This window comes from Salinispira pacifica (assembly GCF_000507245.1).
GTDB lineage: Bacteria > Spirochaetota > Spirochaetia > DSM-27196 > Salinispiraceae > Salinispira > Salinispira pacifica.
The window spans coordinates 1,922,693-1,947,554 of record NC_023035.1; the positions used below are offsets into that span (position 1 = coordinate 1,922,693).

Annotated in this window: 18 protein-coding genes; 3 read left to right on the top strand and 15 right to left on the bottom strand. The window is 50.1% G+C overall.

All coding sequences use genetic code 11. From position 1 onward, the window contains the following. Window positions 1-8 precede the first annotated feature (8 nt). From pnp to mutS, 10 genes are all read right to left on the bottom strand, one after another. On the bottom strand, window positions 9-2,195 hold the full coding sequence (pnp, locus tag L21SP2_RS08550; protein WP_041402568.1) for a polyribonucleotide nucleotidyltransferase: 2,187 nt from the start codon (window positions 2,193-2,195) through the stop codon (window positions 9-11). Window positions 2,196-2,283: 88 nt separating this feature from the next. After that, window positions 2,284-2,553, bottom strand: coding sequence for a 30S ribosomal protein S15 (rpsO, locus tag L21SP2_RS08555; protein ID WP_024268103.1), 270 nt, complete (start codon window positions 2,551-2,553; stop codon window positions 2,284-2,286). Window positions 2,554-2,724: 171 nt separating this feature from the next. After that, window positions 2,725-3,684 (bottom strand): tRNA pseudouridine(55) synthase TruB, encoded by a 960-nt coding sequence (gene truB / locus L21SP2_RS08560; RefSeq protein WP_081719542.1) that lies wholly within the window; start codon window positions 3,682-3,684, stop codon window positions 2,725-2,727. Beyond that, window positions 3,626-4,024, bottom strand: coding sequence for a 30S ribosome-binding factor RbfA (gene rbfA / locus L21SP2_RS08565; protein WP_024268105.1), 399 nt, complete (start codon window positions 4,022-4,024; stop codon window positions 3,626-3,628). Before rbfA ends, truB begins: the two co-directional genes overlap by 59 nt. 10 nt (window positions 4,025-4,034) lie before the next feature. Further along, complete coding sequence (gene infB, locus L21SP2_RS08570) at window positions 4,035-6,692, bottom strand: translation initiation factor IF-2 (RefSeq protein WP_024268106.1); 2,658 nt, start codon at window positions 6,690-6,692, stop codon at window positions 4,035-4,037. A gap of 23 nt (window positions 6,693-6,715) precedes the next feature. Continuing rightward, a complete protein-coding gene (gene nusA / locus L21SP2_RS08575; protein ID WP_024268107.1) occupies window positions 6,716-8,344 on the bottom strand; it encodes a transcription termination factor NusA in 1,629 nt (542 codons plus the stop codon). Window positions 8,345-8,395: 51 nt separating this feature from the next. Beyond that, window positions 8,396-8,854, bottom strand: coding sequence for a ribosome assembly cofactor RimP (locus tag L21SP2_RS08580; RefSeq protein ID WP_024268108.1), 459 nt, complete (start codon window positions 8,852-8,854; stop codon window positions 8,396-8,398). 220 nt (window positions 8,855-9,074) lie between these two features. Next, entirely contained in the window at window positions 9,075-9,662 is a 588-nt protein-coding gene (locus L21SP2_RS08585) for a ComF family protein (protein WP_024268110.1), read from the bottom strand. A 192-nt stretch (window positions 9,663-9,854) separates the two neighbouring features. After that, the gene (locus tag L21SP2_RS18875; protein WP_081719543.1) at window positions 9,855-10,595 is read right to left on the bottom strand and encodes a MutS-related protein; all 741 of its coding nucleotides are present in this window, start codon (window positions 10,593-10,595) and stop codon (window positions 9,855-9,857) included. Continuing rightward, on the bottom strand, window positions 10,556-12,463 hold the full coding sequence (gene mutS / locus L21SP2_RS08590; RefSeq protein WP_081719544.1) for a DNA mismatch repair protein MutS: 1,908 nt from the start codon (window positions 12,461-12,463) through the stop codon (window positions 10,556-10,558). The genes L21SP2_RS18875 and mutS overlap by 40 nt, the downstream gene beginning before the upstream one ends. Before the next feature lie 110 nt (window positions 12,464-12,573). Between mutS and L21SP2_RS08595 the strand changes: the two genes are divergently transcribed. After that, entirely contained in the window at window positions 12,574-13,068 is a 495-nt protein-coding gene (locus tag L21SP2_RS08595) for an STAS domain-containing protein (RefSeq protein WP_024268113.1), read from the top strand. Between the two features lie 159 nt (window positions 13,069-13,227). On the opposite strand, the gene L21SP2_RS08600 is transcribed toward L21SP2_RS08595, so the two are convergent. From L21SP2_RS08600 to L21SP2_RS08610, 3 genes are all read right to left on the bottom strand, one after another. Then, complete coding sequence (locus tag L21SP2_RS08600) at window positions 13,228-13,761, bottom strand: OmpH/Skp family outer membrane protein (protein WP_024268114.1); 534 nt, start codon at window positions 13,759-13,761, stop codon at window positions 13,228-13,230. Between the two features lie 116 nt (window positions 13,762-13,877). Beyond that, window positions 13,878-16,559, bottom strand: a complete 2,682-nt coding sequence (bamA, locus tag L21SP2_RS08605) for an outer membrane protein assembly factor BamA (RefSeq protein WP_024268115.1) — start codon at window positions 16,557-16,559, stop codon at window positions 13,878-13,880. Window positions 16,560-16,582: 23 nt separating this feature from the next. Next, a complete protein-coding gene (locus L21SP2_RS08610) occupies window positions 16,583-21,202 on the bottom strand; it encodes a translocation/assembly module TamB domain-containing protein (protein WP_024268116.1) in 4,620 nt (1,539 codons plus the stop codon). Between the two features lie 78 nt (window positions 21,203-21,280). Between L21SP2_RS08610 and tmk the strand changes: the two genes are divergently transcribed. Beyond that, entirely contained in the window at window positions 21,281-21,916 is a 636-nt protein-coding gene (gene tmk, locus L21SP2_RS08615; protein ID WP_024268117.1) for a dTMP kinase, read from the top strand. Continuing rightward, window positions 21,913-22,533 carry a hypothetical protein gene (locus L21SP2_RS08620; RefSeq protein WP_041401393.1) on the top strand — a complete coding sequence of 207 codons (621 nt, stop codon included), beginning with the start codon at window positions 21,913-21,915 and terminating at the stop codon, window positions 22,531-22,533. The genes tmk and L21SP2_RS08620 overlap by 4 nt, the downstream gene beginning before the upstream one ends. A gap of 136 nt (window positions 22,534-22,669) precedes the next feature. Here L21SP2_RS08620 and queA read toward each other — a convergent pair whose 3' ends face one another. Continuing rightward, complete coding sequence (gene queA, locus L21SP2_RS08625; RefSeq protein ID WP_024268119.1) at window positions 22,670-23,797, bottom strand: tRNA preQ1(34) S-adenosylmethionine ribosyltransferase-isomerase QueA; 1,128 nt, start codon at window positions 23,795-23,797, stop codon at window positions 22,670-22,672. Further along, on the bottom strand, window positions 23,772-24,860 hold the full coding sequence (ruvB, locus tag L21SP2_RS08630; protein WP_024268120.1) for a Holliday junction branch migration DNA helicase RuvB: 1,089 nt from the start codon (window positions 24,858-24,860) through the stop codon (window positions 23,772-23,774). Before ruvB ends, queA begins: the two co-directional genes overlap by 26 nt. Window positions 24,861-24,862: the final 2 nt, after the last annotated feature.

Here is a 24,862-nt window from a genome sequence, read left to right on the forward strand (position 1 = left end):
AGAGACGATTAATGCCTTCTGCGGTCGCCGCCGCGGCCTCTGTCACCGCCCCGGTCTCCGCCTCTGTCTCCACCTCTGGGGGGACGACCGTGAGATCCGCCTCGATCACCTCTGGGCTGAATATCCTCATCCACCAGGGTTGTAAGATTGACCCGGCCCATTTTATCGATTTCGATAATCTTTACCGGCACTTCCTGATTCAGTTCGAGAACATCTTCAACCTTGTTGATCCGTTCTTTGGACATCTTGGAAATATGACACAGTCCTTCCTTACCGGGAAGAAACTCAATGAAAGCACCGAAATCCACGATTCTGCGGACAACACCGGGATACACTTTTCCCACCTCAGGCTCTTCCAGAAGAGAGAGAAAACTGTCCTTGGCGTCCCGGGCGTTTTTGGCATCCCTGGAATAGATGGTAACCGACCCGTCATTTTCAATATTGGTCTCAACCCCGAACTTCTCGTTTACGCCCTTGATAACCTTTCCGCCGGGACCGATGAGGGTTCCGATGCTTTCAGGATCAACATGAAAGCTGATAATTCTCGGGGCATATTCGCTGAGTTCGCTTTCAGGCTCGGCGATCAGGGAATTCATAATTCCCAGAATATGCATTCTTCCCTCTTTGGCCTGGGCAAGTGCGGTTTTCATGATCTCCGGGCTTACGTTAGACACCTTAATGTCCATCTGGAATGCGGTAATACCGTTTTCAGTTCCCGCGACCTTGAAGTCCATGTCTCCCAGGTGATCTTCTTCACCAAGAATATCACTGAGAATTACAGAATCGCTGCCTTCCTGAACCATTCCCATTGCAATGCCGGCAACCGGCTTGGAAACCGGAACCCCGGCATTCAGAAGAGAGAGGCTTCCGCCGCACACCGTAGCCATGGAAGATGAACCGTTGGATTCAAGAACTTCGGAAACCACCCGGATTGTGTAGGGAAAGTCGCCCTTTGCGGGAAGTACCGAGGCAAGAGCCCGGTGAGCCAGGTGTCCATGGCCGATTTCACGGCGTCCTGTTCCAAGGCGTCCGGTTTCACCCACACTGTAGGGAGGGAAGTTATAATGCAGCATAAACGCTTCACGTTTGTCGCCGTCAATGTCATCCATGATCTGTTCATCCCTGGCAGTTCCCAGGGTGGTGATGGCAAGAGCCTGTGTTTCTCCCCGGGTGAACAATGCAGAACCATGCACTCTGGGCAGGACATCCTTCTCAACGGTGATGGGACGGATATCTGTGGGTGAACGTCCATCAACCCGAAGTTTATTCTCTATAATGGATTTGCGCAGTATTTCCTGCTCAATATCTTCAAACACCGCCTTGAATTTCTTCTGATCTTCATCGGCGATCTGCTCGGCGTATTCTTCCTGGAACTGTTCAACCACCTGACGGATGGCAGCATACCGTTCGAATTTACCCTTAACAAAGCAGGCTTTTTCAAGGAGGGGATAGGCTTTTTTCCGGATTTCATCCTTCAGGGGGAAGCTGTCGTCCACCTCAACCAGAGGAAGTTTCTCCTTGCCTGCCAGTTTGCGCAGCTCCAGCTGAGCGTTGCAGAGTTCAGTGATTACCGGCCGTGCTTTCTCGATGGCCTCAATCATCTGCTCTTCGCTCACTTCCTTGGCGCCGCCCTCAACCATGGTAATTCCTTCAAGGGTACCGGCTACAATGATATCCAGATGGCTTCGATCAACCTGTTCAAAACTGGGGTTCACCACATATTCATCATCAACATAGCTGACCCGCACGGCACCTACCGGTCCGTCGAAAGGGATGTCGGAAACCATAACCGCTGCAGAGGCAGCCACCATTCCCACAACATCCGGGGGATTCACCATATCCGTTGATATTGTTGTGGGTACCAGTTGAATTTCACGTTTGAATGATTTACTGAACAGGGGCCGCATGGGACGGTCAATGAGGCGGGAAACCAGAATTTCCTTGTCCTTGGGACGTCCTTCCCGCTTTAAAAATCCGCCGGGGATTTTTCCGGCTGCATAGTACTTTTCATTGTAATCCACACTCAGAGGAACGTAATCAAGATCCTCCACGGGCTTGGAACCGCAACAAACTGTGGCAAGGACGGCAGAACCGCCAAAGGTTGCAAATACGGAGCCGTTGGCCTGCTTGGCCATACGGCCTGTTTCAAGGACCAATTCTTCGGCGCCTATTTTCAGTGTTACACGATGCATTATTTCTCCTAATCGCCTACCATTATAGCACAAAACCGGGAAACTGCGCCCCGCATTGGGGCGAACTTCCCGGTTTGTCAGGGCGAATCAGCTATTTACGCAGATTCAGTTCGCTGAGAAGCGCTCGGTAACCTTCAAGATCCTTGCCTTTAAGGTATCTCAGCAGGCGACGACGCTGACCGACAAGCTTGAGGAGACCACGTCTTGAGGAATGATCCTTCTTGTGATTCTTCAGATGCTCGGTGAGCTCAGTGATTCTCTGAGTGAGAAGGGCAATCTGAACTTCGGTCTTTCCGGTATTCTTTTCGCTACCGCCGAACTTTTCCACGACTGATTGTATCTGTTCTTTTGTAAGAGACATTAATTGATACTCCTTGGTAATCTTACTCGTATTGATTATATATATCATCCTCATGATGGTGGCGAAAGACAGATTGTCTCAGTCATGAAGACTAAATCACGAAGAATGACAGCACATTATTATCTTGATGAATGCAGCCCATGTCAAGGGTTGCCGGTTTTTACACCCCTTTTACGAGAGCTTGTGAAACACTCCCCGATACGTCAGCCGGGTCTGGGGCTGAATATCTCCGCCGGCCTGGAACAGTGCTGCAAGCTGATCATACTCATCCATCACGGCAAAAATCTGAGGCGGCGAATCGCCGCTTCTTTCGATCAATGGGGCTCCAAGCTCCCGGAAGTACAGGTCCTTTCCCAGACGAATTCGCCGGGCAAGATCGCTGTCTGCCTGAAACAGCTGAAAACCGGGAATTCGGCGGATAAGATCACTGCCGCAGATCATTTGATCAATGACCCATTCACCACCCTTCTCCCGGATTTCATCCAGGGTCAGCGCTTCGTCCAGGTGAAATTCTCCTACGGTGGTACGCTGGAGCCGTTCGACATAGGCCCGGCTTCCCGCGGCAAGCCCCAGGTCCCGTGCAAGGCTGCGGATATACGTTCCTTTTGAACAGTGAATGTCAAAATCTCCCCGGGGCGGATTCCAATCTCTGATTTCCAGGGAGTGGATAACAATACGGCGGGAAGGAATATCAAAGTCATCACCCTTCAGGCTGCGTTTGTACGCCCTCTGTCCGTCAACATGGACTGCCGAATATTTCGGCGGGACCTGATCAAGATCTCCCCTGAAACGTGAAAGAACCTCTTCCAGCCGTGATCCATCCGGGATTTCTGCAGTGGCAATCACTTCACCTTCGGGATCCAGGGTTTCCGTTTCTTTACCGAACTCAATGGTGGCGTGGTAGCGCTTATCCATATTGCTCAGATATTGCACAAAGCGGGTTCCCTGACCGGCGAACACCAGCATCAGGCCCGAAGCGAATTTATCCAAGGTGCCGGCATGCCCGACTTTTTTAATGCCGAGAGCCTTTTTCAAGGGGGATAGTAGTTGAAAGCTGGTTATTCCCGGCGGTTTATGTATGAGAATCAGACCCGGAGGGATCGTCCTCTCCGGGCTCTTGCTGCTGGACATTCAATTCCTTCAGTTTCTGAGTTACTTCAAAGCCTTTGGATATTCCATCGTCCCGAACAAAAGTGAGCTTGGGAGTGTTCCGGGTGCGCATCCGTTTTCCCAACTGGCGCTGGATAAAACCGGCTGCGGAATTTAATCCCTCCACAGCCTCGCCCAATTCACGGTCTTTCAAAAATGCACTGATATGGATCCGTGCATAGGCAAGATCCCGGGAAACTTCCACAGCACTGATGCTGAGCATACTGTTTACCCGGTGATCCTTGATTTCACCCTTTAATATCAGCTCACTGACGATTTGTGTGATCTGATGCTCTACTTTTTGTAAGCGAAAATTACCCATCTGGTCCGGTTTATTCCTTCTCTCCGTCATCGGAGGATGCTTTCTTTTCTTTTGCCTGTTCTTTTTCCAGTTCCACCAGGGTTTTTCCAAGCTTACGGGCAATTTCCTTCACCTGGAATACCTCAATAATGTCGCCGACCTTGATATCGTTATGATTTTCAAGTCCCACACCGCATTCGTATCCCTGGGCTACTTCCTTGGCATCGTCCTTAAACCGCTTGAGAGAACTGAGTTTGCCGCTGAATATTTCTACACCTTCGCGGTACAGACGGGCAATGCTGTTTCTTCGAACCAGACCGTTGGTGACATACGCACCTGCGATAACGCCCACCTTGGGAACTTTGAAGGTATCCCGTACTTCGATGGTACCCATATGTTCTTCTTTCAGCTCAGGCTCAAGCATTCCTTCCATGGCGGAGCGGATATCTTCCACAACATCGTAGATAATGCTGTATTTCCGGATTTCAACCTTCTCCTGATCTGCCAGAATCTGCGCCCGGGATGTGGGCCGCACATGAAATCCTACGATTATCGCATTGGAAGCTGATGCCAGATTGATATCACTGTCGTTTATGGCACCGGCGCCTGCATGAATTACTGAAAGCCGGATTTCAGGGGTGGAAAGCTTCTCAAGAGCGCCCTGTATGGCTTCCACAGAGCCCTGTACATCCCCTTTGATAATGATCTTAAGATCCTGGATTGAACCCTGCTGTATGCTGTCATAGAGATTGTCCAGTGTAATCTTCTTCACATTTTTGGCGGCTTCCATTTTCTTCAGTTCCTGCCGCTTATCGCCGACTTGTCGGGCCTGACGTTCGCTGGCAGTCATCTGGAATGGATCGCCGGCATCGGGAATACCCGAAAGTCCGATGATTTCCACGGGCATTGAGGGGGTTGCTTCTTCGACCTGCTGTCCCCGGTCATTGAACATGGCCCGGATACGTCCGGGATATACGCCGGCAACAAAGTTATCGCCGACTTTCATTTTACCCCGTTCGATGAGAACAGTAGCAACGGTACCCCGACCCTGATCAATTTTTGATTCAATGATCTTGCCTTCGGCCCGGGTTTCGTGGTTGGCATTCAGCTCCAGAACTTCAGACTGGAGCAGAACCCCTTCCAGAAGCTCATTGATTCCTTCACGTTTCAGCGCAGAGATTTCATAAAACATGGTATCGCCGCCCCAGTCCTCCGCAAGGAGTTTATAGTCCGCAAGCTGCTGCTTCACACGGTCAATATTTGCTTCGGGCAGATCAACCTTGTTCACGGCAACCACAATGGGCACCTTAGCGTCCTGGGCATGCCGTATGGCTTCGATAGTCTGGGGCATCACGCCGTCATTGGCTGCAACCACCAGAATGACGATATCGGTTACCTGGGCACCCCTGGCACGCATGAGGGTAAACGCTTCATGACCCGGTGTATCCAGGAATGTGATTTTTCCGCCCTTGGTTTCGACCTGATACGCCCCGATATGCTGGGTAATTCCTCCGGATTCATCGGCCACAACGTCGGTGGAGCGGATTGCATCCAGAAGCTTGGTTTTACCATGGTCAACATGTCCCATAACCGTTACGATGGGAGGTCTGTTTCTAAGGTCCTCATCCTTGTCGTCTTCGGTTTCGATGATAGTTTCATCGTACAGGGAAACGATATTCACTTCACAGTTGTACTCCGCCGCAAGAATGGTGGCGGTTTCAGCATCAATCTGCTGATTGATGGTTACCATCATGCCCATACCCATCAATTTACCGATAAGATCACTGGCCTTCAGGTTCATTTTCCGGGCCAGTTCACTCACCGTAATCACTTCCATGATATCTACGGATTTGGGAACGGGGTTGGTACGCTGTACCGGCTTTTTCCGGTTAAAGTGAATCTCTTTCTCTTTATGTTTCTCTTTTCGTTTGTAATTATCGTTCTTTTTCGATTTATAGAACTTTTTGCTGCTCTGCTTCTGTTCTCCGCTGGGAGGCATGGGAGCAGGAGCCGCACCGGGTCCCCGGAAACCGCCGCCGCCCGGTTTTTTATTAAACCTGCCTGGGCCGCCCCGGTTATCACCTCTGGGAGGCGGTCCTCCGCGGTTGGGACCTCTTCCCCCGTCACGGCTCTGAGGTCTTCCCTGTCCGCCCGGTCCACCGGGTCCGCTGCTGGGTTTATTGCTGCGGAAAGAACGGTGAGGCTTGTCGCCCTTGCCGCGGTTCTTGTCTCTGGGACCGACGTACTTACCGCCGACAATGCCCTGTTTGGTTGCGGCATTCTTGGGATCACCGGACTCTGCGCCCTTGGGTTTTTTGGATAAATTGCCTGCTGACCGGGGAGCCTTGGAATCGGTTTTCTTCGCTTCGCTCTTCTTCGCCTCGGGTTTGCGGGTATCAGCTGCATCCCCTTCACCGGCCTTTTGTGAGCCTTTTTTTGCTTCCCCGGTATCTGCGCTTTTCTTAACGTTTTCTTTCTGGACCTGTGCGCTCTTCGCTTCCGCAGCTTCCTTGCCTTCCTTTGAACCGGAAGCCTCGGTTTTGCTGGATTTACGCTTTACAACCACTTTCTTTTTGGGCTTCTTCTGATCTGAAGCCTTTTTCTCAGCCGGTTTTTGCGCAGAGTTTTCCTTTCGGTGTTTTATGAGTTCTGCCTTTGGTTTTTGTTCTTGTTCTTGGTCCTGAGCCATATCTATCCTTTCTGCCCCTCGTTCTATTCATCTTCTTCTTCGATGATCTCAACGGTGTCCATGATTATATTTTGAATTGTGAGAACATCGTCTTCGTTCAACCCGGGTATTTCTGCTATCTCTTCGTCTTCCATATTCAGCAGATCCACAATTTCCACAATACCCTTGGCCTTCAATGTTTCCACTATATGCCCCGGTATACCCGGCAGCTCTGAGATCAGATTGATCTCCTCTTCATCTTCTTCATAATCATCTTCATCACCGTCTGTTTCTTCTGCATCTTCTTCATCAGCCTCATAGTATTGTTCTTTTGATTCCTCATCAAGGGGTTCAGACTCTTCCTGCCCTTCCTCGTCGGATTCTTCCTCGATGATTTCAAGGTTCTCACTGATGATTTGCTGAAGAAGTTCGACATCGTCTTCCGTAAGACCATCGAGCTGGGTCATTTCGTCAGCTTCGAGATTAACAAGGTCTTCGATATACTCAATATTGTCCCGATTCAGAATGGCGACAAGCCGGTCACTGATATCGGGCAATTCTGCAATCCGGGTGATCTCAAAATCGTCGTTGAAGAGGTCATTAATCGCCTGTTTGCTGGCAATGGTAACATCCATCTCTTCAAACTGTGCTTCGGTTTTTACATCGATGTTCCAGTCCACAAGACGGTTGGCCAGACGGACATTCAGCCCCTGCTTTCCGATTGCCAGGCTCAGCTGATCTTCATCCACAATTGCCAGAGCATGTTTTTTTGCCTCATCCAGGATCAGTACCTGTTTGACATTGGCAGGACTGAGAGCATTTTTAATGAGATCCCGGGGATCGGTTTCGAACTTGAGAATATCAATTTTCTCGCCCTCCAACTCCCTGACAACGGCTTGAATCCGCACACCCTTCAGTCCGACACATGCACCAACAGGATCAACGTCCGGACGATTGGAGTAGACGGCAATCTTGGTTCTGTATCCGGGCTCACGTACAATTTTAAAGATCTCGACTGTTTTATCGTAAATTTCGGGAACTTCAAGTTCAAATATTTTCCGAACGAATTCCGAATGTGTCCGGGTGAGAATGATCTGCAGACCGGAGGCGGTTTTATTCACCTCGTAGATCATGGCTTTGATACGATCGTTAGGACGGTATGCTTCCCTGGGGCTCTGATACCTCCGGGGTAAGAGACCTTCAGTTTTCCCCAGGTCCACGAAAATAGTTCCGTTACGTTCCCTCTGATAATATCCAATGATCATCTCACCCTCTTTCCCCTTGAATTCTGAGTAGAGGGTGTCCTTCTGGATTTCTCTGAGAGTCTGGCGGGCTTTCTGCTTGGCGCTCTGCACTGCAACCCGGTCAAATTCCTTGGGATCTATTTCAATAAGCAGCTCATCGCCAACTTCAGCCTCGGTATTCAGCTTTTTTGCTTCATCAAGCTCAATTTCGTTTACCGGATTGTAGACGTCTTCTACAATTTCTTTCTGGGCATAGATTGCCACTTCACCGTTTTCTTCATCAAATTTAACCACAGCATTATCTGTGGTTCCGTAGGTTTTCTTGTAGGCAGCGAGGAGAAACTCCTCAATGGTTCGAACAACAAGATCTTCCGAGATCCCCTTTTCACTAACCAATGCCCGTATTGCATCTGCAAGACCTGAAGCCATCTTATTTGACCTCCTGAAAAACTAATTGCGCTTTCACAATTTCGTCGGTATTTATTTTTTTGTTTCACTGATAGATTCCGATTTTCCGGAAGATGGTTTTCCATTCTTTTTTCCGCTTTTGGTTCCGCTCCTGGGCTCGGGGATCAGGACGACCTCCCCTTCTTCCACCCGGGAAATGATTCCCCGGAACCATTGATCTCCCACCAGGACCTTTACTGCTTTTCCGGCAAAAAGTTCAAATTCAAGCAGGCTTGAAAATTTACGCTCCAGCCCTGGGGAGCTTACCTCCAGCGCGATATCACGATTATCCAACAGGATCTCCAATCTGGGAAGAATAGTCCTGCTGATTTCCTCGCATTCCCGGGTACCGATCCCGTTTTCAGAGAAGGCAATGATATTCACATGAACCCGTCCCTTTACATTGGCGCTGCTGGCCTCAATGAGAGTGTATCCCAGACCTTGAATTACCGGCTCGAGCTGTTCATAGAGTGCTCCGGGTTTTTCCTGCATTACTGTCGATCTCCTGATAATAATCGGCGGTTAAACTTTGGTTAACGGATACGTTTACGCTCACAAGGGTCTGCCCTGCCTGCAGGGCGAACATCCGCACAATAAAAAAAGAGCCGGAAGGCCGACTCTTTCAAGCTGGTGCAACTCGAATGTGTGTACTAAATATACCACAACGCAAATTTGCTGTCAATTCACCACAGTATATTTCCCGGTCGCCGGTTCAGTCTGATGCGAGAGCGATGGCTGCCACCTGATGAAAACCCGCTTCCCGAAGAAGCTGACGGCTGTACACCAACGTCGCTCCGGTAGTTACCACATCATCAAGAAGAATTATCCCGGTAGTATCCGGATCAGATCCGGCAACACACGCGTTCACTATCCGGCGTTTAATCTGAAAGGAATCGGCAACATTGAGAAGACGCTCTTCCCTGTTCAATGATTTCTGGGCGGCGGAGGATTTTCGGCTGAGAAACTGACGATAGATTACCGGATATTGATATTTTGAGCCCAGCCATGAAGAGAGATGCCGGCATATTTTCGCCATATGATCGTATCCCCGATACATCCGACTTTTCCGTGATCCCGGAGGATGGGTAAGAATCGTGGTGAAGCCTTTCCACCCCCGTTCATCTATGCATTGAAGAACATGGGGCAGCAGGAAGGCGGCCAGAGTTGCCGACAATCTGCTGTCATATCCTTTTTTATATCGGATGATCAATTCCGCCAGTTTTCCGCTGTATACTCCGCAAAGTGACAAACCGGATTCTCTTCGGGATGAATTGGATGAGCCCGGCCTGAGAAGTTCCATTCGCGACATGCAGCAGTGACAAAGACCGGGAACACACCCGTAACTTCCATGATGGCCGGGGAGATCTGTACCGCAGAGCGCACAGCATTGCCCCGGCAGTGAGAGGCACATATCCATATACCAATTACCGGAAAAACGACATCCCTGCCTGAAAATATTATGTCAGGATCGAACTGTCAGCCCACGACTGCATCACTCTTTTAGATGTTTCTGCATGCGGCTGAGATGATTGAGGGCTTCAATGGGGGTGCAGGTATTCAGATCCAGATGTTTAATCTCCTGGAGTACCATTTCATCCTGCCCGAAAAGTCCCCGCTGAAATCCCCCTGAAGCCATTTTGCGGCTTCCTTTGCGGTTGCTGCTGTTTGCAGATATGTTCAGCCCTGAACTGCTCTGCTGTATTTGGTCCAAAATCTCACCGGCACGAAAAATCACTTCATCGGGAATCCCGGCTATCTGAGCCACATGAATCCCGTAGGAATTATTGGAGGGCCCCTCTATTACCTTGTTGAGAAAAAGAATCTCACCGTCTTCTTCACTCACCTGCAATGAAAGATTTACCATGCCTTTGTGTTTCAAGTCGGACAATTCATGAAAATGGGTGGCGAAAAACGTGCGGCACTGCAGATGGTCAAGAATATAATCGCTCACCGCCCAGGCTATGGAAAGTCCGTCCTGGGTACTTGTACCCCGCCCCACCTCGTCCATGATCACAAGACTCTGGCGGGTTGCCTGCCTGAGAATATGAGCGGTTTCATTCATTTCCACGAGAAAAGTGGACTCACCTCTGGCAAGATTATCCGAAGCTCCCACTCTGCAGAAAATCCGGTCGGCAATACCCAGTCTGGCCGACTCTGCGGGAACGAAACTGCCGATCTGTCCCATTAAAAGAATCAAGGCGTTTTGCCGCAGGAACGTACTTTTTCCGGCCATATTCGGACCGGTGATGAGATGAAAATAATCGTCGCCGTTTCCGCTGATCCGGGTGTCGTTGGGAACAAAGGCGGAGTTTTCCAGAAATGCTTCCACCACCGGATGCCGCCCCCCTGAATTTCCATTAACTGCTTTTCGATCATTTCAGGGCGGGTGTACCCTTTCAGAGTGGCCTGATATGCAAAACTTTGGATACAGTCAAGAGCCGCAAGAATTTCCCCGGCCTCCTGAAGGACCGGCAGCTGCTCCCCAACCTTGTTTCTGAGCTGAATAAAAAGTTCCTGCTCCCTCTGCATACGCTGGTCCCGGGAGCTGCTTATTCGCTGCGCAAGCTCCTGCAGTTCAGCGGTGGTATATCTGTCGGCATTCACCAGACTCTGGCGGGGTTCAAAATGACACGGGATATTTTTTACCTGGGCCTTGGACACCTCCAGAAAATATCCCACCACCTTGTTGAATTTAATTTTCAGGTTTCCAATTCCGCTGAGCTCTTTTTCTCTTGCAAGATATGCATCCAGCAAATCCTGGGCGTTAGACTCCGTGTCTGTCAGTTCGTCAACCAGCGCATCATATCCCCGGCGAATGATCCCACCCTCATTGATTTGGGTGGGAGGATCATCAAGAATTGCATCGCCGATCATATCCGCCGCCCGCTTCAGCTCCGGTATGGAACCGGCATTAAATATTTCGGCCAGGGGACTGTGATGCAGCAGTTCGTACAGATTCAGCTGACTGTGAAGTGAGTTTTGGATCGCCTTCATATCTTTAGGATGGGCTTTCTCCATGGCTACCCGGGCAGAGAGGCGCGGCAGATCAAGTGCCTTCCCGAGAATATCCCGGCAACGGTTCAGGAGCAGTTGATCATGGTAAAGCAGCTCAACAAAATCCTGTCTCCGTCTGATTTCTGATACATCAACAAGGGGTTCGAGAATCCATTGCTTGAGAAGCCGTCGCCCCATGGAGGTTCGGGTCTGATTGATAATGGTAAACAAACTCTGATTCTCACTGCCGTCTGAGGTATTCCGAATCAATTCCAGATTTTTCTGGGAATTATTATCGATGAGCATGTGATCATCATCCTGGACAACCCTGAGAGAATTGATGTGGCGGATCTTTCTGCCGGCGTTTTCCTCCACATACTGGAGAAGCGGGCTCAGTGAATCAAGCTCGGGATTGGAAGGTTCAAGGCCGTAGGATTTCAAATTCTGAAGTGACATGATATCGCAGAGGAGACCGTATCCGTTGGAACCGCTGTAATGCCAGTCCGGAAAGCGATTAATGATGAGACTGCTTCGCCCAAGCTCTTGGTTCAGCCAGGGGTAGGATTGAAAAAGAGTTTCCTGAATCAGTATTTCACGGGGATTGTACCGGGCCAGTTCTCTCAAGAGACCGCTTTTCATATCAGCGGAAGCGAAACTGTTAAGAATCAGATTTCCCGTGGAAACGTCGATGCATGAAAAGCTTAAACGACCGGGATCTGATTCTGATGCGGAGAAACTGGCAATAAAATTGTGGTCGCCGGTCTTCAGAAACTCTTCGTCAAAAACTGTACCCGGCGTCAGGATCTCCACGACCTGACGTTCTGCGATACCCTTCCCTCCCTCAGGCATTTTCGTCTGCTCGCAAATGGCAACCTTTTTACCGGCTTCAAGCAGCTTGGGAATATAGGAACTGGCAGCATGAAAGGGAATTCCGCACATGGGAATCCCGTTCCGGGCAGTCAGGGTCAGGCCAAGAACTCTGCTGGCCTCTTTTGCATCTGTTTTAAACATTTCATAAAAATCACCAAGACGAAAGAAAAGTATCTTGTCTCTGTGGCTGGATTTAATCCGTTCGTACTGCTGCATCATAGGGGTTGAATCTGACATAGTTTAGGGAGTATATTATAAAAGTATAAGAAAAGAAATAAATATCAGAGAGAACTTGTTGAGCAAAGTATGAGATGCAGCAGCACAATATATACTGAGGGTTAATCCTTATGGAACACTTCTGCTTCAAACGGGAATCGGAAACCCTCTATCTGCGGGGAAGCGGCAGGCTTACTTCGCAGAACAGCGAGGAATTTAAAAATACGGTTTTCAGTTTCCTGAACACACAGGCATTGCGGAAAGTCCTGTTTGATCTTTCCCAGTGCGACTATATGGATTCCACCTTTCTTGGAGTTTTGGTGGGAATATATAAAAAAATGAGAGGGCACGGCGATTTCTGCATCGTCAAACCCTCGGAAGAAGCCACCCAGCACCTGAAAAGCATGGGTATGGACAAAATCATTACGATCCAGATGGAAATGACCGATTTCCCCGGAGACATGGGCAGTTGCCCCAACATACCTACCAAAGACGCCGAATCAATTCTTCATGCACACAAAAACCTGATGGAACTTTCCCAGACCAATGCACGTAAATTTTCTCTTCTCGCAAGCGTTCTGGAGCGTCAGATTCAACACAGCGGCAGCAGCAAAAATCAGTGCTGACACAATTGCAGTGCACCGAAGCTTGTGAAGCGTAATTTTTCTATTCAACACAACCATGGATTTAGTGTCGCTAATATTCACACCCCAACCAGTGGCGCCTTGAAAACTTCAAATTTCAAAAAGTGATGCTTTTCACAAGCTTCGGTGCACTGTATACAATCAGCGGGCGGTAGCCCTCAGCCGTTCCAGAACCAGATTGGTGATGTCCACTTCCTGACTCCACCACAGCAGTTTATCGTCGTTGGAGGATACCACCACAGTGAACCCGTTCGCCTCGGCCACGAAACTGATTGCACTTTGAAGTTCGCTGAGAAAGGTTTCAGAATTCAGCAGGCGCTGCTGACGATCATATAGCTGGCGCTGCTTGATCCGCTGAAAGTCCTGAATATACTGCTGCTTTTCGTAGATCTCTTCATCCAGGCGAAGGGCTTCATCCTCGTCCCCGTCTGACTCGGCGTCCAGTTTTTGCTCCTGAAGCCGCCGCAGGATGGCCACGTGGCCGTCCAGTTCCTGCTGGATCTCTTCTTTCAGATTTTCCAGCTCCCTCACTGCCGTGGAATCGGCGAAAAATGAATTGTACACTCTGGTAATGTCCACCACTCCCACGGTTGTCAGCTGCTCGGCTGCGATGCCCGATGCTGCGAATATAATCAGGATTGCCGCAATGGCGAATTTTCTAATGGTTTTCTCCATTCTTTCTGTCTCCCTCCGGAGTAATGTATTGGTTTTTCTCACCGGGACTTGGGTTTTGATCCCGGCAGGCGTTTCCGGAAGTCCATGACCTCCGGAAAGCACCGTATTGTATGATTTTACAGACTGATTGAGAAAATCAGACTGAGACCGCTTCCGTCTTCTTCGGGATTATTGAATAGATTTCCATCCTGCCAGTTAACGGTGCCGTTTTGAATATTAAAAAGTTTACCCAGATATATCCGGAACGGGAACTGGGGTATGCTGAACCTGAGTCCGGCTCCGAAACCGAACAGCCAGTCCTGCTCCCCTTTGCTGAAAATGTCAGCCCGGTCAGAAGTGAGGCGCACGGCTTCCCCGAACATATCGAACCAGAGAATGTCCTCGGATATAGGCATTCGAAGCTCCAACCAGTTATTCAGGAGGGCCTGGCCTTCACCACGGGCGGGCCAGCCCCGGGCGATGGTCATACTGTTGGTTGCCAGAAGCCTGCCTTCGGCTTCGAAGCTGCCCGCTCCCGGATATGTCCAGAACTGGTCAAGCATGAGAGACAGACTGCTGTTGGCTGCCAGCACCATCTTCCAGCTCCATGTATCGCTTACTTCCAGATCAAAAAGGGTCTTGTACGCCTGGAGGGTGGTGTCGGTCCGAATATAGTTTTTCGCACCTCCCAGAACCCCTCCGGTGTAATTAAATCGCTGTTCTATCAGATATCCGTTCTGGGGATTGAAGTATACGTCTCGGTTATCAAGACCGATGCTCATGGAAATCCGGTTCTCGAATTTGAAAACTCCCAGGTTTTCCCGTGTCTGATAGCTGTAGGGCCGGTACAGACTGTCATCATAGCTTACGTGATTCAGGTTGCTCGATACAGCCCCGTTCAGATTGATCCATCCCAACTGTGTCCGTCTACGGATCCCCGTAGAAAGGCTTCCTCCTACAGACCATTCCACATATTCCATTTTATTTTCATCGGGAACAGCTGCCGGTCCGCCTGCATATTCGTAATCAGTTTCCAGATTGTATTCGTCTATATCGCTGGCAGTGGGCACCCCGGGAAACGGCTCACCTGCATCGTAATTCGGTTCAAAATTTTCATCACCGTCATTAGGGTATTCGGTTTCTTCGCTGAATACATAGATGCCGGTAAAGGGGTCGGGCACACTGAGGTGATCATCCTGATCATCCTTATCGAAAATAGGATAGAGAACATCCTGCAGTTCATCATTTTTCACCTGACGGTCCACTTGAAGACTCGCACCACCGGACCAGCGTTCCCCGAACAGCCATCCGTCCTGAAAGTTCAGGGCAAGACTCTGCTGATTTGGGCTTACATTCAGGTCGGCTCCGATGGTTTGTCCCCGTCCAAGAAAGTTATTATCTGACCATTTCACCAGACCGGACAGGGGAAAATCACCGCCGCCGCCAACGGAAAAGCCCAGGCGAATATCGGTGGTCTGGCCTTCTTCCAGATTGATGATCAGATCCATGAGGCCGGGTACACTTCCCTGGGGGGTTTCCACTGCAGGCACATCGGCAAAGTACTGGGTGTTGTAGAGGTTGCCGATTCCCTGACGGATTTTCGAGGCGGAAAATACATCCCCCTCTTCAAAGGGCAGTTCGCGGTAGATCACTTCATCCAGGGTTTTGGTATTTCCCCTGACGATGATATTTTCAATATATGCCCTGCCCTGTTCAACAATATCTACGCTATAGGATATCTGCTGCAGAGCTTCATCCCGGGTTTCGGAGAAGTTGATCTGGTTGAAAATATACCCGCCCTTGTAATACATGTCATTCACTGCCTGAACACCCTGCTGGAAGGTCTGAATGTCCAGCACATCCCCTTCTTCAAGGTTGACTTGGGAGCGGAGCTCTTCATCGCTGAAGATCGTATTGCCGTTGAATTCGATGCCGCCGAAGAACCATGCGATTCCTTCATCGATGTAGTATGTCAGATCGAGAAACTGCCGTTTTTTATCTTCATCCAGAACAATTTCCTGTTCGATGTCCAGAACTTCCGCATCCACATATCCGTTCTGACCGTAGTATTCCAGAATATTCTGGGTATCAAGTTCGAGATTACTTGCCTTGAAGGTTCCGGGATTGAATAAGCCCTGCTCTTTGCTCTCTATAACCGAGCGAAGCTTGTTTTCGGTTGCGAAGTTGATGCCGCTGAATGATATATTGCGGATATTGGTCTGATACCCTTCGTCGATTGTGAAACTGAGAATCCTGGCGTTCCGGTCGGGATCAGGATCTTCGCTGTAATTGAATTCCACGCTCACATCGGCGAATCCCCTGTCGTTGTAAAGACTGATAATTGCGTCCGTGTCTATCCGGGCCTGGGAGCGGGAAACCAGTTCACCCTGGGTGAGGATAATCTCGCTGAGAATAGTCTCCCGGCGGAGCTTCTGATTGCCCTGAAGCCGGATTTCCGAGATAACCGGACGTTCCTCAACGGTGAAGCGCAGGATCATTTCGGTGCGTTCCTCGTTTCCGGGAACGGCCTCGGGTATAATCAGGTCGAAGTATTCAAGGTTGTATAGACGCCTCTGGAGATCCAGAAGCACATCCTCTGTGAAAAGATTCCCCAGGAAGGGTTCGACAACGCCCTGAAGATCATTTTCCGAAACATTATTGAGTCCCTGAAACTCGACGTCCACGATGGGTTTATTGAGATACCACTCTTCATTGTTCTGTCTGTTGTTCGGGCCGTCATTCCGACCTTCATTCTGGGCGAATGCCGTACCCAGGGCTGTCATCAGGATCAGCAGGCTTAACAAAAATCTATGCCCCATGCTCAAAACTCCTAGTTAAAATATCATTGACCAGAACCGGGGAAGAAATCCCGGGTGAAGGTCAGGGTGTGATCTGTTACCCAGAGTGACTCCGGGTTCTCCGGCGCAAATGACCAGGTCAGATTAAAGAACGGTGTTATCCATTCCAGACTTACTTCCAAATCAACTTCCAGGCCGACCAGGTCGTTCACCGGTCTATCCAGCGGGCTCTGTTCCTGGAGCTGTGCCATTGCCTCAAGGAAAACTTCATCGCCGATGTATTTACCCACCAGCAGTGTTGTGTTCTGAAGGTACTTTCCCAGAGATACCGGACTATTGTTTAAAGGATATTCAGCGCCGGGGGTTACAATAACATCTTCCAACAGGTTCTGGAAGAGGCCGGTTCGCAGGGAAAAAAGATCCAGATTAAATCTGCTGCGGATTTCATCTTCTATTTCCTTGAAAACCCCTACCTGCCCCAGGATTTCGCTCCCGGATAATACCGCATCGCTGATCAGAATCTCGTTGTCGGGATTATTACCTGCTACCCTTCCCCCAAGCAGAGCAATAATTTCCGGCTCGCTCTTACTGGGGTCGGAGGTAAATCGTGGCTGCAGCTCGGAAAGGGTGTCCTCCACGATTTCCAGATAAATTCTCACCGGACCGTTCTCATCGGTGCCCCGCACCTCCGCGTTCAGACTGAGAAGCGGATTGAACTGCTCCTCATTTTCGTTAAAGCGGATTCTCCCCTGGCGGACATAAAAATTCTGCTCAAAATAGAAGATTTCACCGCCCCGGAGGGGTACATCTCCCACAAGACTCATCTCATATGGAGGCGAAGAAAGCTGAAGCCGTATACCTTCACCGCTGAGGGCGGTACTCCGAAGGATCGGGAAATTTCTGCTGGGCCAGAAAAATTCCACACCTCTTCCTGCGGTGATCTTGAGATCAATATCCAGCGGATTCTCATTTGTTTGATCCTGAGATTCATCTTCGGCGAAACTGCTGAGAGTAATTCCCGTGGCATTGGCTTCAACCGCACCGTTTATTGAAAGTCCCCCGGTTCCCAGATTCAGTCCGATTTGAACATCGCCGTTACCCCAGCCGTCCACCACAACCGAGGAAAAGTCATAGGAGATGGGAATACCCTCTGAAGATGTGGAGATATCCAGAAGCAGTTCATCGGGTACCCAGCGATCCATGCTCAGACTGCCGCTGAGGCGGGCAGTGCCATCTCCGGCCTGAACCGGTATTTCCGGGAAAAAGAGGGATTTCCCTTCCAGAATGACAAATATGGATTCGGCAAGAACCGCTCCGGGTATTATATCAAGTTCCGCCTCCACATCCTTGGCGATAATGGTGCCGTAGAAGTCCGGATCCACGATACTTCCGGTAACCCGTAGAGCCCCCTCTGCAGTTGCACTGTTGACACCAATAAAGCTTTCAGGGTCATTCACCAAAAGATCCCGCAAAGCTATCTGCATGTTATTCAGATTCATGTCGATATTACTATTGGTAAAAAACCCTTCTCCTTCAAACTGTACAGGCAGGGGATCTGAAAAGACTATGGAAAAACTTCCGTCCCGGTTGAGACTCCCGTTTACAGCATCAGAGGCCTCCCTTGGGCCACCGCGTACCTGAAGATCCTCCGACTCCTCCTGGAGAACGAAGCTCCAGACTTGCGGTGCCTGAGGACCGCTTTCACCGGAGAGGGCGGATGTTGAAACCGAAGGAGCCGTAAGACGAAGTTCCCCTCTGGCTTCCCGCCAAAGATCTGAGAGTTGAATTGCCTGGTCGGTTTCTCCCCGGATTACATCCATGGCCCTGGGCAGACTGATTCGGCTTTCCAGATATTGAAATACTTCCTTGTTTCCCGAAGAATCATTCAGCAGAAGATCGCCTGCGACATTAAGTGTGGTATCATCAAAGTCATAGGACGCCTGGAGATTTCCAAGCCCCAGGCTTGTTACTTCCAGGCTGCTTGACGTGAGTGAAATAGATCTTGAGTCTAATTGTCCCTGGATCAGGAAGCGCAGGCTATCATTGTTGAGCCTGGTGTTCAGCGAACGTGCCTGGAAATCCAGAACCGGAGAACTGAGGCTTCCGCTGACAGAAGCTTCAGCAGCGATGAGCCCGGAAATATCAACCAACCCCAGCCTTCTGGTGGGAAAATTATTCAGCTCTGCCCTGCCCCGTATATTCCCCGAATTCAGGACGCCGCTAAAGCGGTACGTTTCCAGCTGGTTCTCAAGAACAACATCTGCTGAAACTGATCCGCTGCCGACATCTGTGGAAATACTGCCTCCACCGGAAAGGCTTGAGACAATATCACTGTAACTCAGAGCGGAGATCTCAAGCCCCTGGGAGATGCTGCCCTGGGCGGATAATTCGAGAGTGGAACCTTCATCACCTGCTATGGGAAGTATCATGATCCGGTTCATCCCCAATCTCCGGATGTCGATCCGGGAAGTTGAAGGATTGTTCATATCAATCTCAAAATCGGCTTCCATATATGCTCCGGCCTGTTCCCCTAGATTTTCCAGGGGAACATTGCCCACCTTGAGCTGAAGTTTTGAGATTTCGTCCCCGGCCAGAAATTGGGCTGAGCTGCTGTAGCTGCCTTTCAGATCCGCATTGCCGCTGTCAGGATTGTAGTTAACGGCAAAACTGTAGGGGAAGCCGTTCAGCCTGCTCTCCATATCGAGAACGTATCTGTCCGGAGATCGAAAATCGCCGGTTCCTGCAAGTTCAAGGGCCAGGGATTCGTAGTTGAGCTGAATTACCGGAATCCGGAGTTCGCCGTTTTTAAACACCGCCGTAACATCCAGAAAATGGGGAGGAACGGGTTGGCTGGAAGGCACTTCTGTTTTCCGAATCAGGAAGTTCCGGGTCTGAACTATCAGGTTACGCTCTTTTCCTTTGACCGAGCTGCTGCCCTGAATTGATCCCTGGATAACAGCGCCATCAAGGGGATCTGGAAGCTGTAAAGAAGTTCGGCTTTCATTGGATAGTGTGACAGCCGCTTCCATGCTCTCCCGGAGAGGAATATCATTAATCCGCAGATTAAAATCACTTTCATCAATCTGGATGCTGTTGTCCACCAGTTTTGAACTTCCGGAAAATTCTATGCTTCCCATGCCCGAGCTGAGACCGCTGCGGAGATCCGCAAAAATTCTTTGATCTTCCACTCTGGCTGAAAACTGTGTATTGCCTATTTTCAGGTTTCGTATATCCGTGCTGCTCAGTTCACCATTGAGCCTGGAATTATCATAGTTCATGGTGAAGGCGGTGCTGAACGCCGGAGCATCCAATAAGTTCGCGGCATTCAGTCTGCCCGATGCCTGAAACATCAGCGGCCTATCCTGCACAAATCCCGAGAGGGTAAGGGCATTGCCGCTGGCCGATTGATATTCAAGCTTGTTCACAAGAAGTCTTCGGTTTTCAAAATTCAGATCCGTGCTCAGATTTCCCACTTCATCCAATATGGGCGCGTAGCCGGTCATTTCCAACCAGCCTTCTCCGGAAGATGCGGCGATGCTTGTTCCCAGGCGGAAACTGATGCCCGCAGAGATCACTGATCCCAGGAGTCGGTTGTACACCGGATCTCCCGCATTCAGGTTCAGTACATTTGCAGGAGTCCATTCTGCGGCATTAAAACTGATATCAACATATTCCGATGAAATTATGTGCCGGAATTCCAGGCCGAAGGGCTGACTGCCTTCCAGGCTGCGGAACACGGCCTCCCCCTGCTCCAGTCCCAGATAAAACTCCAGGGGTTGGATACGGAACAGCTCAGACTGAACATCCCTGGTGCTGATAAACATTTGCAGCTGAGTATCCCTGAGAATATCACCCAGGGTATCTTCTCCCCGGGGCATAACCGGAGAAAGCCCCTGTCTCCGCAGTCTGGGGGGAACTATTGCAGTACCTCGAATTTCACTCACCCCGTTGAAACGGAAGGTTTCTTCCGGCGAAGGGATATCAAGTTCACTCACTGTAGTGAGATCCACGCTGATTTCCCGGTCGTCAAGCCTGATAAACCCGGAGGAGATTCGATTTCTGGACTGTAACGAGCCTGTCTGAATGGATTCTGTGTCCTCCATCCGGTATTCCACCGCCAGGTTGCGAACGTTCAGGGTCAGTTCCCGGGAAATCCGTGAAAGGAATTGGGTGACCTCATTCAGAGGCATATTCAGTCCATCAAGGAACGGGGCTGGGTTATCCTGTTCATCGGCAGCAGAGGGCGGGGAATTATCCCGGGTTACCGCAGGGGAATCGTCTCCCGGGGGGATCAGACGATGAAGATATATGTCACCTCCCCTGACTTCAACCGTCTGGGGTGCTGCCAGGGCATTGCCCCGAAGCACCTCCCGGATATCATAGCGGAAAATAAGACGGTCAATGGTGAGAAGCGTAACATTATTATCATCATAGACCCTGAGATTTCGGATCTCTATATAGGAGAAAATGGAAGGATGTATTGAGGAAAATTCGATATTATTTCCGAGACTTTCCTCAATAAAAAGGAGAATTTCATTCTTCAGCACACCCACCCGCTGGCTCAGCTGCTGCTGAACAGGGTAGAAAACCAGGAGAGTAAGAAGAATCAGGAGCACTACGACTGTTATCTGGAGAACCGCAATGATGCGGTATTCGGCTTTCACATCTACCTCATTGATGAGCTGGCGCTTTTTAACTATAACTGTATCACAGTCTAATCATAAAGAAAAAGGCGGGAATCATTGTTTGGTAACAGCAGCCTGTTGAAAGGCCTGATAGTTTTTGAAGGACTCGACGGTGCGGGCACCACCACTCAGCTTCGAAGTCTTGAAGCACGGCTTGAAGCCCTGAAACGTCCATATTACATCACATTTGAACCCACCGACGGAGCTGTCGGACAGGTGATCCGAACTGTCCTTGGAGGGAAGGAAGCTTTTCAGCGGGAAACTCTTGCCCGCCTTTTTTCCGCAGACCGGTATGAACACCTTCATGGAAACGACGGAATGATTGCACATCTGGATCGGGGTGATCTGGTAATAACAGACCGCTATCTGTTCTCATCTCTGGCCTACCAGGGCCTGGACCTGGGCATGGAAAAAGTCTGGGAATTCAACCGGGACTTTCCTCTGCCGGAGATTCTGTTATTCTTTGATATCCCCCCGGAAGACGGGGAGCGCCGCTATTCCCGAAGAGACAGTCTTGAAATTTATGAAAAACTCAGTACCCAGCATGCGGTCCGGGATAATTACATGGAAATTCTTGACCACTTGAAGCAAAGCGACTGTGAAGTGATTATTATCGATTCCACCAAGAGCATAGATAAAATTTCAGATCAGGTATGGAGTATTGTATCCCGCCATCCGATAGTTACTATGTGAAGAACCGTAAATTTCTACTTCTTTTCATACTTCTCCTTGCCTTTGTGCCCGGAAGAACCGGTTCCCGGCTTCATGCCTACCGGCTGATCTACCGCGAACAGCTCTACGAACTCCATCACCGGCAGCTTTATAACTATCCGTTGGATATCGCCGAGAACATTCACTGGCTTGAAACGGCTCTTCGGGCTGATTTCGCAAATCCCCTGAATGCCCTGGCCAGAATTGAGAGCGACCGGGAATGGGATAAATACCGTCCGCTGTTTACCATGCATTTGAACCTGAAGCTCACCGAGCTCTATCTGCTGTGGGCAACCGGCTATTACAAATTCGATGCGTATTTTTATAATTATCCATGGAAAGAACAGAACCTTGAAAGCCTGGAAAAATCCGAAACCCTACTGACCTATGCACTTGTCTATTGGGATGAGGCCAGAAAATATGCCGCCGAAGCCGGGGAGTTTCAATGGCTCTACCTGGAGGAAGTCCAGTTCTGGGAAGATGAGCTTTACAGAATTCAGCAGGGGGAGCTGGACTATAGACGAATTATCAATAAGCATCTGGATCGTCTCAGGGAAGTCCGCTCGGAATTTGAAGCCATGGATTCCTCAACATACTGAAAAAAATACCGGCCCGGCTGCTCACCCCGCCCTATGCGGGACCCGATGCAAAGCTCCAACCGCGGAGTGTCGGCTGACCAGGCGCAGCTGCACATACAGGACCCGATGCGGGGCTCCAACCGGCAGGTCGCCGCAGCTATCGTATCAGCATTGCGTCTCCATAACTGAAAAACCGGTATTTTTCGTCAACTGCTTCCCGGTACACCCGGAGAATTTCATCCTTTCCGGCGAATGCGCTTACCAGCATCAATAGCGTTGACTCCGGGGTGTGAAAATTGGTCATCAGCATGTCCACAACCTGAAACTTGTATCCGGGATAAATAAAAATATCCGTGCTGTTTCTGCCTGCCGGAAGTTTCATTTGTTCTGCATTCCATGCCGATTCCAATGTCCGAACCGAGGTTGTGCCTACAGCAAGCACCGGAGCACCGGCCTGCTTATGGCGGGTGATCAGTTCGGCGCTTTCCTGTGATACTTCGTACTCTTCACTGTGCATGTTATGATCGAGGATACTTTCGCTTCGAACCGGTAAAAAGGTTCCCAGTCCCACATGCAGAGTGATTTCACAGCGGCGGATGCCCCGTGCATCCAGCGCTTCAAGAATTGATTGAGTAATATGGAGCCCCGCTGTGGGCGCTGCAACAGAGCCTTCCCGGGATGCATACACTGTCTGGTATCGTCGGTCATCGCTGCTGTCGTCTTCCCGTTCGATGTACGGCGGGAGAGGAACGTGTCCCTCCCGGCTGAAGTAGCTCTCATCAATCTGCCGATCCAGACGGATAATTCTGAGACTTTCTTCGGTGGCGATAATTTCGCCCTTGAGATCAGCCGGGAACTCATAGCTGCGGCCGGGTTTCTGTCGTTTAGTTTTGCTCACCATCACCTGCCAGGTATCGCTTGGCTGATCCTGGGGCAATGAAGAGAACCCGGTGCCGATGTGAGCGGTGCTCCCCTCTGGATTTCCGGAGATCATCGGAGCCAGAAAGAGAAACTCCACCCTGCTGCCGGTATCGCTTGTGGCGTACACCCGGGCTTTCCGCACACGGGTGTTGTTGAATACCATCAGGGTATCACGGGGGATATGATCCGCCAGCCTGGATACCATGTCATGGGTTACCCGATCCTCCGCCCCATGACTGGTGTTTTGACTGCGGTACTCATTTTTTCTATCGTATACGAGAAGTCGGGAACCGCCCCGGGTTTCCGAAGGATGCTGAGCTACAAGCTCTTCCGGCAAATCAAAATAAAAATCTTTGGTTTTCATATCTATTTTCGTCCTCATCGCCCCGGGAGGATCCAGGGTCATTCACGTTTCCATTTGATGCAGGTCTTTTTTCGGGCATCTCCAATCCAAGATGATTGTATGCCCGATGGGTCACCGTCCTTCCCCGGGGAGTCCGCATGAGAAACCCCTGTTGGATCAGGTAGGGTTCATGAAAATCCTCCAGGGTATCCACCGATTCACCGATGGATATGGCCAGTGTTTCAGCCCCAACGGGACCTCCGCGGTAATGGTGAATAATGCTTCTCAGTATTTCACGGTCCTGATGCTCAAGCCCAAGACTGTCAATCTTCAGGCGCTTCAGCCCCTGAGCCACCACATCCCGGGTAATTACACCGGAGCCGAGCACATCTGCAAAGTCCCGCATTCTCCTGAGAATTCGGTTCGCAATACGGGGAGTCCCCCTGCTGCATTGGGCAATAAAGTCAATGGCATCCTGTTCAATTTCCACCTGGAGGATTCCCGAAGATCTTCGAATTACCGAGCTCAGCTCAGTGGGAGAATACAGTTCAATGCGGATATCAATGCCAAAGCGGCTGTAAAGTGGGCTGGCAACTTTACCGGCCTTGGTTGTGGCTCCAACCAAGGTAAAGGATGGCAGAGGAATTCGCACGTTTCGTGCAGCAGGACCCTGGCCGATTACCCAGTCCAGCTCGCCGTCTTCCATGGCGATATAAAGCATCTCTTCAATTACCGGTTTCAAACGGTGAATCTCATCAATGAAAAAGACGGCGCCGTCTTCAAGAGTTGTGAGCATTCCTGCCAGATCTTTGGGCTTATCCAGCACAGGCGCAGAGGTGACCCGGAACTCAACACCCAATTCCTGTGCCACGATGCCCGCCAGGGTGGTTTTCCCCAATCCCGGGGGACCGGATAGAAAGAGATGATCAAGAGCCTCTCCCCTCTTCCGGGTTGCCTGTATGAAAATTGACAGATTATCCTTGATTCCTTCCTGACCCTGAAACTCTGATAGAAGCTGAGGTCGAAGATGGTGTTCTATTGTGTGATCTTCAGAAGACTGGCTTGCATCAAGGGAAAAATCCATAC

Coding starts and splice junctions, on each gene's coding strand:
- L21SP2_RS08600 (WP_024268114.1), bottom strand. CDS start 13,761: ATGGAGAAAACCATTAGAAAATTCGCCATTGCGGCAATCCTGATTATA.
- L21SP2_RS08585 (WP_024268110.1), bottom strand. CDS start 9,662: ATGGAACTTCTCAGGCCGGGCTCATCCAATTCATCCCGAAGAGAATCC.
- L21SP2_RS08595 (WP_024268113.1), top strand. CDS start 12,574: ATGGAACACTTCTGCTTCAAACGGGAATCGGAAACCCTCTATCTGCGG.
- bamA (WP_024268115.1), bottom strand. CDS start 16,559: ATGGGGCATAGATTTTTGTTAAGCCTGCTGATCCTGATGACAGCCCTG.
- infB (WP_024268106.1), bottom strand. CDS start 6,692: ATGGCTCAGGACCAAGAACAAGAACAAAAACCAAAGGCAGAACTCATA.
- mutS (WP_081719544.1), bottom strand. CDS start 12,463: ATGTCAGATTCAACCCCTATGATGCAGCAGTACGAACGGATTAAATCC.
- nusA (WP_024268107.1), bottom strand. CDS start 8,344: ATGGCTTCAGGTCTTGCAGATGCAATACGGGCATTGGTTAGTGAAAAG.
- L21SP2_RS08580 (WP_024268108.1), bottom strand. CDS start 8,854: ATGCAGGAAAAACCCGGAGCACTCTATGAACAGCTCGAGCCGGTAATT.
- ruvB (WP_024268120.1), bottom strand. CDS start 24,860: ATGGATTTTTCCCTTGATGCAAGCCAGTCTTCTGAAGATCACACAATA.
- queA (WP_024268119.1), bottom strand. CDS start 23,797: ATGAAAACCAAAGATTTTTATTTTGATTTGCCGGAAGAGCTTGTAGCT.
- rpsO (WP_024268103.1), bottom strand. CDS start 2,553: ATGTCTCTTACAAAAGAACAGATACAATCAGTCGTGGAAAAGTTCGGC.
- rbfA (WP_024268105.1), bottom strand. CDS start 4,024: ATGGGTAATTTTCGCTTACAAAAAGTAGAGCATCAGATCACACAAATC.
- L21SP2_RS18875 (WP_081719543.1), bottom strand. CDS start 10,595: ATGGCCGGAAAAAGTACGTTCCTGCGGCAAAACGCCTTGATTCTTTTA.
- truB (WP_081719542.1), bottom strand. CDS start 3,684: ATGTCCAGCAGCAAGAGCCCGGAGAGGACGATCCCTCCGGGTCTGATT.